The 14,822-nt window shown below is 61.1% G+C and carries 15 protein-coding genes; 8 read left to right on the top strand and 7 right to left on the bottom strand.

The window, feature by feature from the left end; translation table 11 throughout:
- Window positions 1-126: 126 nt before the first annotated feature.
- The 7 genes from flgB (at window position 127) to cckA (ending at window position 6,199) form a co-directional block, all read left to right on the top strand.
- Window positions 127-531 carry a flagellar basal body rod protein FlgB gene (gene flgB, locus ACN0SO_RS19730; RefSeq protein ID WP_417680443.1) on the top strand — a complete coding sequence of 135 codons (405 nt, stop codon included), beginning with the start codon at window positions 127-129 and terminating at the stop codon, window positions 529-531.
- 27 nt (window positions 532-558) lie between these two features.
- Window positions 559-969 carry a flagellar basal body rod protein FlgC gene (gene flgC, locus ACN0SO_RS19735; protein ID WP_417680444.1) on the top strand — a complete coding sequence of 137 codons (411 nt, stop codon included), beginning with the start codon at window positions 559-561 and terminating at the stop codon, window positions 967-969.
- A 53-nt stretch (window positions 970-1,022) separates the two neighbouring features.
- A complete protein-coding gene (locus ACN0SO_RS19740) occupies window positions 1,023-1,337 on the top strand; it encodes a flagellar hook-basal body complex protein FliE (protein WP_417680445.1) in 315 nt (104 codons plus the stop codon).
- Window positions 1,338-1,373: 36 nt separating this feature from the next.
- Window positions 1,374-1,640: a flagellar biosynthesis protein FliQ gene (gene fliQ / locus ACN0SO_RS19745; RefSeq protein ID WP_417680446.1), complete on the top strand. Its 267-nt coding sequence runs from the start codon at window positions 1,374-1,376 to the stop codon at window positions 1,638-1,640.
- Between the two features lie 10 nt (window positions 1,641-1,650).
- Window positions 1,651-2,424, top strand: a complete 774-nt coding sequence (fliR, locus tag ACN0SO_RS19750; RefSeq protein WP_417680447.1) for a flagellar biosynthetic protein FliR — start codon at window positions 1,651-1,653, stop codon at window positions 2,422-2,424.
- A gap of 9 nt (window positions 2,425-2,433) precedes the next feature.
- Entirely contained in the window at window positions 2,434-3,513 is a 1,080-nt protein-coding gene (gene flhB, locus ACN0SO_RS19755) for a flagellar biosynthesis protein FlhB (RefSeq protein ID WP_417680448.1), read from the top strand.
- 136 nt (window positions 3,514-3,649) lie between these two features.
- Complete coding sequence (gene cckA / locus ACN0SO_RS19760; RefSeq protein ID WP_417680449.1) at window positions 3,650-6,199, top strand: cell cycle histidine kinase CckA; 2,550 nt, start codon at window positions 3,650-3,652, stop codon at window positions 6,197-6,199.
- 154 nt (window positions 6,200-6,353) lie between these two features.
- Here cckA and ACN0SO_RS19765 read toward each other — a convergent pair whose 3' ends face one another.
- From ACN0SO_RS19765 to ACN0SO_RS19795, 7 genes are all read right to left on the bottom strand, one after another.
- Window positions 6,354-6,836, bottom strand: coding sequence for a hypothetical protein (locus tag ACN0SO_RS19765; protein WP_417680450.1), 483 nt, complete (start codon window positions 6,834-6,836; stop codon window positions 6,354-6,356).
- A gap of 96 nt (window positions 6,837-6,932) precedes the next feature.
- On the bottom strand, window positions 6,933-7,436 hold the full coding sequence (locus ACN0SO_RS19770; protein WP_417680451.1) for a DinB family protein: 504 nt from the start codon (window positions 7,434-7,436) through the stop codon (window positions 6,933-6,935).
- A 5-nt stretch (window positions 7,437-7,441) separates the two neighbouring features.
- A complete protein-coding gene (locus ACN0SO_RS19775) occupies window positions 7,442-8,917 on the bottom strand; it encodes a hypothetical protein (protein WP_417680452.1) in 1,476 nt (491 codons plus the stop codon).
- A gap of 37 nt (window positions 8,918-8,954) precedes the next feature.
- Entirely contained in the window at window positions 8,955-9,884 is a 930-nt protein-coding gene (locus ACN0SO_RS19780; protein WP_417680453.1) for a DUF6384 family protein, read from the bottom strand.
- A gap of 59 nt (window positions 9,885-9,943) precedes the next feature.
- On the bottom strand, window positions 9,944-11,155 hold the full coding sequence (locus ACN0SO_RS19785; RefSeq protein WP_417680454.1) for a cell surface protein: 1,212 nt from the start codon (window positions 11,153-11,155) through the stop codon (window positions 9,944-9,946).
- A 182-nt stretch (window positions 11,156-11,337) separates the two neighbouring features.
- Window positions 11,338-12,231: a pseudouridine-5'-phosphate glycosidase gene (locus ACN0SO_RS19790; protein ID WP_417680607.1), complete on the bottom strand. Its 894-nt coding sequence runs from the start codon at window positions 12,229-12,231 to the stop codon at window positions 11,338-11,340.
- Between the two features lie 78 nt (window positions 12,232-12,309).
- On the bottom strand, window positions 12,310-13,260 hold the full coding sequence (locus tag ACN0SO_RS19795) for a PfkB family carbohydrate kinase (RefSeq protein WP_417680455.1): 951 nt from the start codon (window positions 13,258-13,260) through the stop codon (window positions 12,310-12,312).
- Between the two features lie 287 nt (window positions 13,261-13,547).
- Between ACN0SO_RS19795 and recA the strand changes: the two genes are divergently transcribed.
- Window positions 13,548-14,633, top strand: a complete 1,086-nt coding sequence (gene recA, locus ACN0SO_RS19800; RefSeq protein WP_417680456.1) for a recombinase RecA — start codon at window positions 13,548-13,550, stop codon at window positions 14,631-14,633.
- The last annotated feature ends 189 nt before the right edge of the window (window positions 14,634-14,822 follow it).

Here is a 14,822-nt window from a genome sequence, read left to right on the forward strand (position 1 = left end):
AAAGGCTGGCGCTGATCTTCCACGGTTTTCTGCTGTTTCGGGTGCGGGTTGCGGGTGTTGCGTTAACCTTTCGTTAACCTTCTGACCGGCAATGTTTGCCTAATCCGTTAACAAATGGTGACTCGCATGGCCATAACCGATCTGCCCCTGTTTCAGGCTTTGAAATCGAAAATGCAATGGCACCAGGTCCGACAGTCGGTGCTGGCAGAGAATGTCGCGAACGCGGACACGCCCGAGTACAAGGCCAAGGAACTGAAGGATTACGATTTCGCCGATCATCTTGGTCGGGAGAATTTCGGACTGCAAACCGTCCGGACCGAAACCGGGCATCTGACCGGCGCCATGAGTCCTCCCGCTTCCGGCAAGGTCGAGGAGAAGGACATGTTCGAGGTGACGCCCAGCGGTAACAACGTCGTCCTCGAAGAGCAGATGATGAAGGTTGCGGAAAACCAGATGGATTTTCAGGCGGCCTCCGCCATTTATTCCCGCAGCCTCGGGCTGATCCGCACCGCGCTTTCCAAGAATGGATGACCCGAATGAACGAACAGGAGAACCCAAATGGATCTGATTAAATCACTGTTCATTTCGGCATCGGGCCTCAAGGCGCAGAACAACCGGATGCAGGTCATCGCCGAAAACATCGCTAACGCCGATTCGACCGGTCGGACGCCCGACGAGGACCCTTATCGGCGCAAGATTCCGACCTTCAAGAGTCACTTCGACAAGGAGATCGGCGCCGAGATGGTCGAAATGGGCCGGATCGCCGAGGACCAGTCGGATTTCGTCGAGCGTTACGAACCGGGCCATCCGGCGGCCAATGAGCAGGGTTTTGTGCGCCGGCCGAACGTGAGTACGCTCGTGGAGACGGTGGACATGCGACAGGCGCAACGGTCCTACGAAGCGAACCTCAACGTCATTCAGGCGACCCGCCGGATGGTGCAGAGGACGATCGATATTCTGCGCGCATGAGCCGGGTCGACGACCCCTAGCCATCAGCGACTCAACATAAGGATTGAAACGCAATGTCCACACCGACCATTGCAAGTAATGCCTATCAGATGGCAGCGCGGCTGGCACAGGCCACGGCGGGAACGGAAGACCTCAATCCGAACCGCGACAGCCCGAATTTCGGGCAAATGGTTCAAAACGCAGTGGAAACCGTCGTCGACAAGGGCAGGGAGGCAGACCAGAAATCCATCGGACTTGTGGAAGGCAGGACAGACGTTGTTGACGTGGTCACGGCAATCTCGGAAACCGAAGTAGCTCTTGAAACGATGGTAACGGTCCGGGACCGGGTGATTTCGGCTTACGAAGAAATCATGCGGATGCCGATCTGACAGGCCCATTAGACCTTTACGAAGGGGGACGGCCACATGACCGGCGGTGAGGTGCTCGATATCGCCCGCGAAGGCGTCTGGACCATGATTCTGGTAGCCGGCCCGGTGATGATCGTCGGTCTTGTTGTGGGTGTGATCATTGCCCTGTTTCAGGCGCTTACGCAGATCCAGGAAATGACGCTGGTTTTCGTTCCGAAAATTCTCGCGATTTTCGTCACTCTCCTGGTCACCTTGCCGTTCATGGGTCAGATACTCGCCGCGTTCATGGCGCGGATCGGCGAGCTGATCCTGACAACGTCCTAGAGCGAGTTGCATGACGCTGCAGCTGTCCTTTCTGCCGGAAATCGCAGCGGTCTTCATGCTCATGTTCGCCCGTCTCGGCACCATGATCATGATCATGCCGGCGCTGGGCGAGTCCTCCATTCCCTCACGGATCCGGCTCAGTATCGCGCTGGCACTGACCCTCGTCCTTTATCCGACAGGGGCTCCGACCTATCCGGGCAATCTGACCGGCGACCTGTTGCAGTTGCTGATCCTGTTCGGCGGCGAGCTGGCCGTCGGCTTCGCGGTCGGCCTTTGTGCGAAACTGGTGACCTTTACCCTGCAGACGGCAGGTGTCATCATCGCCAGCCAGTCCGGGATGGCCTTTGCGCTCGGCACGGATATCAGCAACGCCGGACAGCAGGGCGCCCTGTTCGGAAACTACCTGTCCATTCTCGGTGTGACCCTGGTCTTCGTCACCAACAGCCACTACCTGGTGATTTCGGCGCTGCATGACAGTTTTGCGATGTTCCCGCCGGGGCATTGGCTGCCGCTGGGGGATTTCGCCGCGATGGCGACCCAGACGGTCGCCGATGTGTTTTCCGTCGCGGTGCGCATGTCCGCACCGTTCATCGTGGTCGGCATCGTGTTTTATTTCGGCCTCGGCTTGCTCAACAAGCTGATGCCGCAGATGCAGATCTTCTTTATCGCCATGCCCGTGAACATCGCTGTCGGGCTGGCCCTTCTACTGGTTCTGCTGGGCGCGTTGATGACCTTCTACATGGATCATTTCCAGTCGGCGCTCGGCATGTTCACGGCAGGGTAAGGGTACGTTATGGCCGACAATTCCGACGATTCGGAGAAAACCGAGGACCCCACGCAAAAGCGCTTGAAGGAAGCGCATGACAAGGGGGACGTTCCCAAATCGCAGGAAGTCAGCACCTGGTTCGCCCTTGCCGGAACCACGATGATGATCGGTATTTTTTCGCCGGACATCGTGTCTTCCCTGGGGAACCTGATGAAAGGCTACCTGGAGCACGCCTACCAGATCCCGGTCGACGGCCTCGCCCTGAAATCGCTTTGGCGGGACACGGGCCAGTCGGTCGCACTGATTATCGGCTTGCCCCTGCTGGCCCTGGTGCTGATGGCGGTTGCCGGAAACCTGGTTCAGCATCAACTGGTGTTCACGGCGGAGACGATCAAGCCGAAGCTTTCGAAGATCTCGCCGCTTTCCGGCTTCAAAAGGCTGTTCTCGGCGGACAGTCTGGTCAACTTCGCCAAGGGCATGGCGAAAATTTCGATCGTCGGTGCGCTGATGGGGGCGGTCCTGTGGCCTCACAAGGAAGAAGCCGAGGTCATGATCTTTTCCGACCCCACGGTGATGCTGGAAGAAGCGCGGATACTGGTTCTGCAGTTGTTGGCCGCCGTTCTGGCGGTGATGACCGTGGTGGCAGGCGCGGATTTTCTTTATCAGCGCAACAAGTGGTTCAAGAAGCAGCGTATGTCGTTGCGCGAAGTGAAGGAAGAATACAAGCAGACGGAAGGCGACCCGCAGATCAAGGGCAAGATCCGGCAGTTGCGCATGGAACGCAGCCGCAAGCGCATGATGGCGGCCGTGCCCCAGGCCACGGTCGTGGTGACCAACCCGACGCACTATGCCGTCGCCCTGAAATACGAGGACGGCATGGGGGCACCCCAGTGCCTTGCCAAGGGAACGGATGCGGTCGCCCTTAAGATTCGGGAAGTCGCCAAGGAAAACGATATCCCGATTGTCGAGAATCCGCCTCTCGCGCGCGCCCTTTATGCCACCGTCGACATCGACCAGTTGGTTCCGGAAGACCATTACAAGGCCGTGGCGGAGGTCATCGGCTTCGTGTACCGGATGCGCAAAAAGGCCAGCTGGCGGGCGAAATAGAGGTGGTAAACACCCGCGGACAGGGGATTGATGGGCTTTGGCTCGGGTCCGGGGGCCGAGAGCGGTTGAAATTGGCTGAAATGCGCAGAATGCTGAACTGGGCCCGTCAGGACGATTCGGGCCGGGGAGTAACAGAATGAATGACGTGGACGGCACGCCGCGCGAGCCGATGATCGACAGGCCGGAACGTTCCGGCAACATTTGGCTGCTGATCGTGCTGGCGCTTGTGCTGGTCGGTGCCGCGGCTGGCTTTGCCGTCATGGACAAGGCGCAGGCACAGCCGTTTGTCCTCGGTCTGCTCGGCATTCTGGCCGTGGTCGGCGTCTTCTGCCTGTTTGCCGGCGCGATCGGCTTTCTGAAACTGTCTTCCCGGCAGAGCGGCAGTCCGATCGCGTCTGCCTTTCTCAACACGCTCGGTGACGGTGCGCTGATTACCGACACCGAAGGCCGTCTGATTTATGCCAATCAGGCCTATGCCGATTTGACCGGCGCCGAAGCCGCTGCGGACGTACGGGCGATGGAGAGGGTCTTTTCCAGTGATCCCGATGCGGCCGACGCGATATTCCGGCTGTCCCAGGCCATGCGCGACGGACGGCGGGCACAGGAAGAAATCCGCATGCCGTTTCCGCTCGGTCGGGGCGAAGGCGGCGCGCGCTGGTATCGGGTGACCATCCGGCCCCTGTCCGTCAGCCCGAAAGAGGGCGGAAGCGGCCGGCGGCTGACCGTCTGGCAACTGGCGGACATTACCCGGGATCGCGCCGAACAGGAAAATTCCTTCCAGGAACTTCAGCGGGTCATCAATTTTCTGGACCATGCGCCGGCGGGTTTCTTTTCCTGCGACGGCCGGGGCCGGATCGTGTATCTCAATGCGACGCTGGCCGACTGGCTCGGCTACGACCTGGCGCAGTTCGAAGTCGGCGAACTGGATCTCGATGCCATCGTCAGCGGCGACGGGGCGGAGTTGATCCGGTCCATCAAGGGGCAGGCCGGCGAGGTCAAGAGCGAGACCTTCGATCTCGATTTCATGACCCGGCAGGGGCGAGGGTTGCCGGTTCGCCTACTGCACCGCATGCCTTTCGGGGAGAACGGCCAGCCGGGCGACAGCCGGACGCTGGTCCTCAACCGATCGCGCGGCGAGGAAGCCTCGGAGGCGCTCCGGGCGGCGGAGGTCCGTTTCGCGCGTTTCTTCAACAACACGCCGATCGCCATTGCCTCACTCGACAAGGAAGGCCGGGTGTTGCGCACCAACGCGCCGTTCCTGCGCCTGTTCGGCGCCATCGATCTCAACGAGGAATCGCCGAAGCTCGAAGCCTATGTGGCTGAAAGCGGCCGGGAGGAGCTGTCCAAGGCGCTCAAGGCGGCGGCGAACGGCATTGGCGAGATCTCGCCGATCGACATTCCGTTGTCGGCCGGAAACGATCCCAGGTCGGCGACCTTTTACGTCTCGGCGGTTCAGGAAGGCGAAGGCGACGGCGAGGCGGCCATCGTCTATGCACTGGAAACCACGCAGCAACGCGCGCTGGAAGCGCAGTTCGCCCAGAGCCAGAAAATGCAGGCGATCGGGCAACTTGCAGGCGGTGTGGCCCATGACTTCAACAACGTCCTGACCGCCATCATCGGCTTCTCCGACCTGCTGCTGGCAAGTCACCGGCCGACGGATCCGTCTTTCCAGGACATCATGAACATCAAGCAGAATGCGAACCGGGCTGCAGGCCTGGTGCGCCAGTTGCTGGCGTTCTCGCGGCGCCAGACGCTGCGGCCGCAAAGGCTGGAGCTCAACGATGTACTGGCCGACCTTTCGATCCTGCTCGACCGGCTTCTGGGCGAGAAGGTGGAACTGAAGGTCATTCACGGGCGGGACCTGTGGCCGGTCATGGCCGATCTCAACCAGCTGGAACAGGTGATCGTCAACCTGGCGGTCAATGCGGGCGACGCCATGCCGGACGGCGGGCGCCTGACCATCAGCACCAAGAACGTCTCGGAAGCCGAATCCACCCAGTTCGACAACACGCGCGGCATGCCGCCGGGCGAATATACGCTGGTCGAGGTGGAGGACACCGGCACCGGGATGCCGCCGGAAGTCATGGAGAAGATTTTCGATCCGTTCTTCTCCACCAAGGAGGTGGGCAAGGGCACCGGGCTCGGTCTTTCCACGGTCTACGGCATCGTCAAACAGACCGGCGGCTTCATCTTCTGCACCAGTGAAGTCGGTTCGGGCACGACCTTCCGCCTGTTTCTCCCGCGGTACATTCCCTCGATCGAGGAAGAAACCAAGCCGGAACCGCAAATGGAGCCGGAAAAGGTGGCCGATCTCACCGGCTCGGCTTCGATCCTGCTGGTGGAGGACGAGGAGGCGGTTCGCGCCTTTGCCGCCCGGGCGCTGGCCTCGCGCGGTTATACCGTCCACGAAGCCAGTTCAGGCACGGAAGCGCTTGAAGTGATGGAAGAGACGGACGGCGAGATCGACCTGGTGGTCTCTGACGTGGTCATGCCGGAAATGGACGGGCCGACGCTGCTGGTGGAATTGCGCAAGACCCGGCCCGACCTGAAGATCATCTTCGTTTCCGGCTATGCGGAAGACGCCTTTGAGGAGAACCTGCCGGAGAACGAGAAATTCTTCTTCCTGCCGAAACCGTTCACGCTGAAACAGCTTGCGACCACGGTGAAGGAAGTTCTGTCGAGCTAGGCCGTGGCGACCGATTTGGGTCACTTGATGATGTGATATCCGGTTCACCCGGCAAGGCGTGTCGCTGCCGGCGGACCGGATATTCCGCCCCGAAAAGAAGCGGGACGATTCGAGAAAACGGTCGGCTGCGGGCCGGGGATCCCGGCCCAGCGGGTTAATTGATGGGCGGACAGGGGCTGTTCTGTTCGGCGCGGGTCTTCAGGCCCTGCAGGCTTTCCATCGTATTCGGATTGCCGGGCAGCACGAAACTCTGCTCCAGGGCCGTGTGCGTGTTGTTGATCACCGCCAGGTCCTGGACCGCGATCGTCTTGCAGGCGCCACCGGTGAAGCGCACCCGGATCCGTACGACGCGCTGTCCGTTATCGGAGGGACCGAATTCGGCGTCAAGGGCCGGGTTCTCGCCGGTCATCTGACGTTCCATGACCACCATGTTCGGCTGGTCCTGGACGACGGGCGTTCCCTTTTCCGCAGCACTCGACACCAGGGCGGCATGGACGGCAGTCGGATCGGCGGCGATCGTCACACTCTGTGCGCCGTCCGGAACGTCGAGCGTCGGCTGGGGCTGAGACGGGCCCTGTGTCGACGACTGACAGGCCGAAAGAGCCATCAGAATGGCGGGGATGAGCAGCTTACGCATGACGCGGTCCTTCGTTTCCCTATGAAGCGGCGGAGCCTAGCTTAGCCACAAACATGGTTGAAATTTTGTTACACCAGTAGTTGTGTTGGCTGCCGTTCAGGACTGGTACTCGGGCAAGAAGGGCAGGTCGGTCACGCCGATATCCAGCCCGGTCTGGGCGAGCAGTGTCGTGATCTGACCGCGATGATGGGTCTGGTGATTGAAGAGATGGGAAACCAGCAGCCATTTCGGTTGCTCATTCGTCACAGTTCCGGCGATGTTGGTCCAGCGCAGGGTGCCGGACAGCCACTCCGGCGTCAGGGTCTGCGTCCAGGCTTCGATGTCAGCGGCCATATCCCGATGCGCATGTCTCAAATCGGAAAACCCGTCGTAGATATCGACGCCCATGCCACCGAATTCGTAGGCCTTGCCGGTAAAGCGGCTCATCCATACGCGGTCGGCGAACAGCAGGTGGTTCAAGGTCGAGTGGACCGACTTGAAGAAGGCTCCCCGATCGGCTTTTCGCTCATCATCGGACATCTGCGCGCAGGTGTCGTAAAGCCGTGCCGTCATTGCGGAGTTATAGGCCGCGAAGGCCCGGTAGAGCGCTGGATCTATCATTGGTTTTAAAACGTATCACCCGTTTTGAAGCCGCCGCCGCCAAAGCGGCCGCCTGAACTGAAGCCGCCACCGCCGAAGTCACCCGGACCGCTGCCGGAGCCCGTGTCCGAACCGTCCAGGCCCCGTCCGGAAAAGCCGCCTCCCATGGACCGTGGCAGGCCCGTACCGTGGCGGAAACCGATCCGGCCGCCGCGCGGTTTGCGGCGCTTGTGGCTTTTCTTCGCCCTGGCCCAGTAATCGGCGCCACTGATCGCTCCCTTGACGAGTTCGCCCAACAGTACCGTGGTCAGGGAATTGTCGGAGAAGGTCGAATCCCAGTCGTCATAGCCGCTGCGACGAAATTTCTGGGTGACCTCTATCATCTGTGCCCGCCGCCGGGAAATGTCGCGCTGCAACTCACGGTCCTGGCGCATCTCACGGGAGACCTGTTCCATTCGTTCTAGCAGGTCTTGGATCCGGCGCACGATTTTTTCGTCTTCCGGGGAGGGGGTGTCGAGCGCGTGTCGCCACAGGTCCTCCAGTTCATCCGTCTTCAGGGATGTCGAAAGCTCGTCCGCAGCCTTCCTGTAATTGTCGTCCTCACCTTCGGCATATTCCTGAAGGGCCCTGGACAGGGTATCGATGGACAGGTCCGCCGCCTGCAGGTCCTTGTCGAGGACGGCGATCCTGTCGGACAGTTGATCGATCCTGCCGGCCAGATCCTCGCCGGCTTCGTCCGACATGGCTTTCCGGCTGAGCAAGGCGAGCTTGTCCTCTTCCAGCCTGGCCGCCTCGGCGCAACGCTCTGCATGTTTTGCCATCCGCTCCGGTATGCCGGTCAGCATGGCGTAATTGGCCCTGGCGTCATGGAAGCGGATCAGGCCGGCGACCCAACGGTCAAGCGATCGGATGATCCCGCGCCGGTCATAGTCCGGGGTGCCGTATCCGCGGTTCCACAGATACATGAACAGGGTATCGTCCTCGTAGGCCTTGCTCTTTTCCAGACGGTCCTGCTCGGAGGTTTTCGCCTTGGAAGCGGCGGCCTCCGCCGTGCGCGCGGCCTGTTCGGCAATCTGTTTCTGTTTCAGGAACTGTGCGTCGGTCTCCAGCCGGGTGTCGACGGTTTCCATCAGCTCGTCCATGCGCGAGGCCGCTTCTTCGCGTTCCTGTGCCAGAGCTTCACGGGCTTTCTGCTTTTCGGAGCGCGCTGTCTCCTTTTCGCGCAACTGATCGGACAGGGCCTTGTGGTCCGCAGCCCGTTTTTCCAGGAGGCGTTTCGCCTCGCGGGCGGCCTTGTCCAGCCGGCTGTCAAGCGTGTCAGCCGCCTGATTGTCCAGGCGAAAGCGTGCGAGTTCCCGGTAGGCGTCTCCCTGCCGGGTCTGCAGGTCGGTCAGGGAACGGGTCGCCCGGTCGATGCGGCTGACCAGTTCGGCCTCCTCGCGCCTCAGATCGGCGAGGGCCTGCTCGATCGACCCGAGAGCCTGGCGTCCGGTCAACGGCATGTCGCGAAGCTCCTCGTGATATCAGCGCGGAAAGACCCTACCATGTCGTGATAGCTCCCGTTTCAACCGCGTCCTTCCAATCGATCCCGAGCTTGCCGCGGACCTTCGTGCCAAGCAGATTGTCCTGGACGATGCCGTCCTTTTCCTTGTCCTTGCGCACTCTTTCGAAGGTCGATTCAGGAACACGCTGGGCCCAGATGGTGACCTTCTTTTCTTCGCCGTCTTCTTCCGACTTGACGGTGCGTTCCACGACCTTTCCGTCCGGTCCGATAGCCTCCACGACGAGATAATAGTTATTCGCGTTGGGATTGGCGTCCGGTATCCGGGTCACGCCGGTGGGCGTTCCCGGGCGGGAGACAATGCGCACGTCATAGACGGCGGCAAGTTCGCTTGCGAGGGTGCGCAGATCGGCAACTGCCTTGCGCGCGGCCTCGATCTTCCGGTCTTTCGCCGCCGTCTGTCCGATGTCGATCAACCTTTGGGCTTCGTCCAGAGCGGATTTTTCCGGGTTCAGGCCGGCAATCCGCTGAGAAAGCGTAGTCAGGGTTTCGGGAATTTCCCGGGTCAGTTCAACCTGGAGGGCCGCGGCCGCTCGCTCCCGGGGGGCGACGACGAGGAGTTGCCATCCCGCCACCAGAATGACGCAGGCCAGAACCAGGCCGCCCAACCATTTGGACCAGGTCATGCGGGCGACATAGATATGGGCGAGCAGGCGCATGGCGCCGGCGGATGGCGGCGCATAGACGAAGCGGTCTTCCTTCAGCCCTTCCACGCCGGCCTGCAGGATATGGTCGGGAACCTCTATACCCTGGGACACATAGATCTCGCGCAGGCGCGCAATCATCCGCTCATCCCGGTTGTCCGCACCCAGCTCCTTGGCAACGAGCTGCTCATCGTGGCGCAGGGTATCCACGACATCCATCGCCATCATCAGATCGTCAAGCGGTGCGTCGGGCTTATCCGCCATTCAGCCATTTTCTCCGTTGGGCGGTTGCCGGAACACAATCGCTCCGGCGAGCCGTTCAATCAGTGCTTCAGGGCGTTTCCTTCAGCCGCAAGCTTCGCAAGCCGGCGCTTTCCATCCTCGACGGCGGTCCGGATCTCTTCCGAATTCTTCGTCGACATGTCCCGCATTTCGTTGATGATCTCGCGTGACTGAACCTGGAAATTGACAACGGAATCAACGAGTTTCTTCACCGATGCCGCCTGTACCGTCGGGCCGTAACCCGCTTTCAGGGCTTCCTTTTGAACCGTATCGCCGATCTCGGCAAGTGTTTCCAGGCTCTTGTTGACCCCTTCCTTCATGGCGTTCAGGGTTTCGGTGGATTCATGCAGGCCCTTGAGGCCGGTGAAGGAGGCGTTCAGCGCGGTCAGAACCGATTCATTGGTGGAGAAGAAGCTGACCGACTGGGCATAGACCCGTTCCTTGGCGTTGGTCGTCTGCATCAAACGCGCCATGATGATTTCGGATGTGTTGTAGCCGATGGTCAGGTTGTCGGAAAGATCCTTGGCGACCTGATAGCGCTTCTCCTCATCCTGCATCTCGCGCAGCTTCTCGTCCCGGGCGAGTTCCAGCTTCGCCTTGGCCGCGGCATCGTCGCCGGTGAAGGCGGCGACCGCGTTGGACGCGGCTTCCAGGGTGGCTTTCGCGGTCTCCAGCTTTTCCGTGGCGACCTTCAGAACTTCCAGTGCGTAGACCTCGGCCTGTTTCAGGGCGCCGCGGAAATCCAGGTAGGCATCCAGGATCGTCTGTTCGCGCTCGATCTGGTCCTTGGTGGCGCGGGCGACCTCCTTGTAGGTGCCGCGGATGTCGTCGAAGCGGTCGGAAATCGTGCCGCGGCGCATGTCGCGCCATCTGTTGGCGAGATTTTCAGTAAAGGAAATCCTGCCATCGGCCAGCTGGTCGACCAGGGCCTTGGCGTCATCGCGGATGGAATTGAAGGCTTCCGTGATTTCCTCGTAGCGCTCGCCGATGTCCATCTGCTGGACCTGGGTGCGGACCACTTCGTTGAAGTGGGAGGCCTGGCCGAGGGTGCGCGTGATGATCAGGATCTTGTCGGGGGACAGGTCCGAGATCTGTTCCAGAAGCGCGTTGATCGGCGCGTCGGTTTCCGTTTCCGGCTTGATCCCGAGGTCACGCAGGGATGCCAGTGCCCGGTCCAGATACTGGAGCGGGGTGATGGCCCCCGAGGTCGTTTCCATTGTGGTGCTTGAGTCCGTCGTCGGCGTGTCAGCCATTTGCAAGCCTCCTTCGCTGGCTGCAGGCCATGGTCCATAAACCCGCATCGATGAAAGCGATACCATGCCGCAGCGCGTCAAATAGGGCAGGCTTGGTGGGGAGTGTCAACGACTTAACCGGCCGAACGCGTCCTTCCGCGCGGGGCTGTTACCCGCTTGCGACAGTCGCACGGCGATAGCGGCTACAGCGCGGCGGCAATTTGTGCGGCAAGCTGGGCATTATTGCGGACAAGCCCGATATTGGTCTGGAGGCTGCGGCCGCCGGTGAGTTCCAGGATCGCTGACAGAACATAAGGCGTCACCGCCTTGCCTCGGATGTTATCCGCGGATGCCCGGGCAATAGCCGCATCTATGTAGTTTGCCATTTCCGCGCGCGGGATTTCATACTCGGCAGGCACCGGATTTGCGATCAGGACCCCGCCGTGGTTGCCGAAGATCTGCCGTGTGTTCAACAGATCGGCGATCTCCTCGGGCGTATCCATCCGGTAGGGGGCGGCGAGACCGCTCTCCCGCGACCAGAAGGCGGGCAATTCGTCGGTCTGGTAGCCGATCACCGGGACACCCCGGGTCTCCAGCACTTCCAGGGTCTTGGGCAGGTCGAGCAGGGCCTTGGCGCCGGCGGCGACGACGCAGACCGGCGTGCGGTTCAGTTCGTCGAGGTCGGCCGAAATATCGAAGCTTTCCTCCGCGCCCTTGTGAACGCCGCCGATCCCGCCGGTGGCAAAGACCCGAATTCCTTCCGCATGGGCGGCCATCATGGTTGCCGCCACGGTGGTGGAACCCACCCGGCCCTGCGACATGGCGATGGCCAGGTCCGCGCGCGAGCATTTCATGACGTCTTCGGCATTGGCCAGGCGGTCGAGATCTCCATCGCTCAGTCCGATCCGGATGCTGCCATCCAAGACGGCGATTGTCGCCGGGGTCGCGCCGGCCCCGCGGACATCGTCTTCCACCTGCCGGGCCGTTTCGATATTCGCCGGGTAGGGCATGCCATGGGTGATGATGGTGGATTCCAGGGCCACGACGGGCTTGCCCTCGGCAAGGGCCGTCTGGACCTCCTCGGCAAGGGTGATCATCTCGAAACGGTTCACGGGGAGACCTCTTGTTATCCGGATGGGCGGCTGACGGGGTATCGTCCATCAGGACGATCATAATCAAGTGCGATCGGGATCAGGTTTGTGTGAAAGGCGCTGCCAAGACAAATCAGGCGCAACGGCTCCCGCCGATTGGATGGTCAGGCGCGCGGCCGCAAGCCCAACGGGAACAGCGTCGAATAGGCCGTATCCCCGGGCCAGGGCGGCCAGAGTTCCGGCAATCAGGGCATCGCCGGCTCCGGTGACGTCGCGTACGGCCGCCGGTTGCGGGACATATTCCCTGACCGCGGCGCGATCGGAAGCCAGAACCGGACCGGTTCCGTCCGTGAGGACGACCTCAGCCACGCCCCGGTCGTGCAGGCGGGCTGCGATCTCCTTCAAAGGAGAAGTTACGGTGCGGTCTGCCAGGGCTGCGGCCTCCGCCCGGTTTGCAAACAGGAGCCGGAGCCTATTCATAATCCCGTCGAGCCGGCCCGCCTTTGCGACGGAAACCGCGTCGGCGGCGAGGCGGCCTTGCGGCCCCTCGTCGGCGACCGCATTCAAAATGTCAGGCGGCAGATTGGCATCGGCGAACCAGAGGGCAGAAGCCGGCATTTCGGTTGCCAGCAAAGCCAGTGTGGCGCGGAAGATCTCCGGAGACGCTTCCCCGAGGATGGAATCGTCGACACAGGCCGCGACCAGGGCGCCGTCCGGGTCATGGAGCGCAAGGTACTGGCCCGTGACCTTTCCCTTTCGTTCCAACAGGCGAAGGGAAAGACCTTCCCGACCCAATTGTTCGCCCACGGACCGGCCGGGCATATCGTCGCCAACGACACCGCACAGGGTCGTCGGGACGCCGAGGCGGACGAGGGCCCGAGCAACATTCGTCGCGACGCCGCCGGGGGCCTGTATGATATCGGAGGGGGTGGACGTGTCCGGCGTGATCGGACGTCGGGCCCGGGCCAGACTGTCCCAGTGAACCGCGCCGATACTCAGGACCGGGCTGACGGGACCGGGAGGGGGAATTGGCATTTCATCTCCGGAGTCTGTGAGGATGGTTGCAAGCGGGTACACCGTCGTCGCCTGACCAGGCTGCGAAGGGTGCCGGATGCAATGTGAGCGATTCTCTATATAACGGAAATTGATTCAAAAATGACGTAACGTTATATATTATTGTGTGAAAGCGGAACATCTGGCGAACATACTGAATTTTCATTATTATTTTCAAATATTTGCGCCGGCTTGCAAAAAAAGAACAAAACTGGTACAAAGGCAAAGTTTGAAACGGCGGGTCCATCGTGGAATAAGGAGCTGGAGCCATGTCACAAAGTTCACTTCGTCTCGTAGAAAGCAACCAGATGGATAAGACCAAAGCGCTCGATGCGGCGCTATCGCAAATCGAACGGGCCTTCGGCAAGGGGTCCATCATGCGGTTGGGCCAGGGCCAGGTCGTGGAGGTCCAGTCCATTTCAACCGGATCGCTCGGGCTTGATATCGCCCTTGGCATCGGCGGCCTCCCGCGCGGTCGGGTCGTGGAAATTTACGGACCGGAATCGTCGGGCAAGACCACTCTGGCGCTGCATACGGTGGCCGAAGCGCAGAAAGAAGGCGGCATCTGCGCCTTCATCGATGCGGAACACGCACTCGATCCGATCTATGCCCGCAAGCTCGGCGTCAGTATCGACGACCTCCTGATTTCCCAGCCGGACGCAGGCGAACAGGCGCTTGAAATCGCCGATACGCTGGTCCGATCCGGTGCCATCGATGTCCTTGTGGTCGACTCCGTTGCCGCCCTGACGCCGAAGGCGGAACTTGAGGGCGAGATGGGCGACAGTCTGCCGGGCATGCAGGCCCGGCTGATGAGCCAGGCGCTGCGCAAACTGACCGCGTCGATTTCCAAGTCGAAGTGCATGGTGATCTTCATCAACCAGATCCGCATGAAGATCGGGGTGATGTTCGGCTCTCCTGAAACCACCACGGGCGGTAACGCCCTGAAATTCTATGCTTCGGTTCGCCTTGATATTCGTCGGATCGGCTCCATCAAGGATCGCGACGAGGTTGTCGGCAACCAAACCCGCGTGAAGGTGGTCAAGAACAAGCTGGCGCCGCCGTTCCGGCAGGTGGAATTCGACATCATCTACGGCGAAGGCGTGTCCAAGATGGGCGAACTGATCGACCTCGGCGTCAAGGGCGGCATTGTCGAGAAATCCGGCGCCTGGTTCTCCTACAACAGCCAGCGTCTCGGGCAGGGCCGTGAGAACTCCAAGCAGTTCCTGCGTGAAAACCCGGAACTGGCAGCGGAAATCGAACTGGCCATCCGTCAGAACGCGGGACTGATCGCCGAAGCGATCATCGATCCGAGCGGCGGCGAGGACGACGACGGCGTCGTTCCGGATCAGGAATAAGCGCCGGTCCCTGATCGGCTCTTTGCTCAACGAAGTTGCAAACCTCCGGAGACCCACTCCGGAGGTTTTTCTTTTTGTCATGAGAATTTCGGTCCGATCGGCCTTTCACCCTCTGGCTTTTCTGGACAGGTGAAGAGCCGAAAGCTAAAAGGCTGCTTCGACCCGGGGATCTCCGATCCTGCCGGGAAA

Source organism: Roseibium sp. (assembly GCF_048260565.1).
GTDB lineage: Bacteria > Pseudomonadota > Alphaproteobacteria > Rhizobiales > Stappiaceae > Roseibium.

What these genes read in the sequence shown, in the direction of transcription:
- flgB (WP_417680443.1), top strand. Translation starts at nt 127, where the DNA reads ATGGCCATAACCGATCTGCCCCTGTTTCAGGCTTTGAAATCGAAAATG.
- flgC (WP_417680444.1), top strand. Translation starts at nt 559, where the DNA reads ATGGATCTGATTAAATCACTGTTCATTTCGGCATCGGGCCTCAAGGCG.
- ACN0SO_RS19740 (WP_417680445.1), top strand. Translation starts at nt 1,023, where the DNA reads ATGTCCACACCGACCATTGCAAGTAATGCCTATCAGATGGCAGCGCGG.
- fliQ (WP_417680446.1), top strand. Translation starts at nt 1,374, where the DNA reads ATGACCGGCGGTGAGGTGCTCGATATCGCCCGCGAAGGCGTCTGGACC.
- fliR (WP_417680447.1), top strand. Translation starts at nt 1,651, where the DNA reads ATGACGCTGCAGCTGTCCTTTCTGCCGGAAATCGCAGCGGTCTTCATG.
- flhB (WP_417680448.1), top strand. Translation starts at nt 2,434, where the DNA reads ATGGCCGACAATTCCGACGATTCGGAGAAAACCGAGGACCCCACGCAA.
- cckA (WP_417680449.1), top strand. Translation starts at nt 3,650, where the DNA reads ATGAATGACGTGGACGGCACGCCGCGCGAGCCGATGATCGACAGGCCG.
- ACN0SO_RS19765 (WP_417680450.1), bottom strand. Translation starts at nt 6,836, where the DNA reads ATGCGTAAGCTGCTCATCCCCGCCATTCTGATGGCTCTTTCGGCCTGT.
- ACN0SO_RS19770 (WP_417680451.1), bottom strand. Translation starts at nt 7,436, where the DNA reads ATGATAGATCCAGCGCTCTACCGGGCCTTCGCGGCCTATAACTCCGCA.
- ACN0SO_RS19775 (WP_417680452.1), bottom strand. Translation starts at nt 8,917, where the DNA reads ATGCCGTTGACCGGACGCCAGGCTCTCGGGTCGATCGAGCAGGCCCTC.
- ACN0SO_RS19780 (WP_417680453.1), bottom strand. Translation starts at nt 9,884, where the DNA reads ATGGCGGATAAGCCCGACGCACCGCTTGACGATCTGATGATGGCGATG.
- ACN0SO_RS19785 (WP_417680454.1), bottom strand. Translation starts at nt 11,155, where the DNA reads ATGGCTGACACGCCGACGACGGACTCAAGCACCACAATGGAAACGACC.
- ACN0SO_RS19790 (WP_417680607.1), bottom strand. Translation starts at nt 12,231, where the DNA reads ATGATCACCCTTGCCGAGGAGGTCCAGACGGCCCTTGCCGAGGGCAAG.
- ACN0SO_RS19795 (WP_417680455.1), bottom strand. Translation starts at nt 13,260, where the DNA reads ATGCCAATTCCCCCTCCCGGTCCCGTCAGCCCGGTCCTGAGTATCGGC.
- recA (WP_417680456.1), top strand. Translation starts at nt 13,548, where the DNA reads ATGTCACAAAGTTCACTTCGTCTCGTAGAAAGCAACCAGATGGATAAG.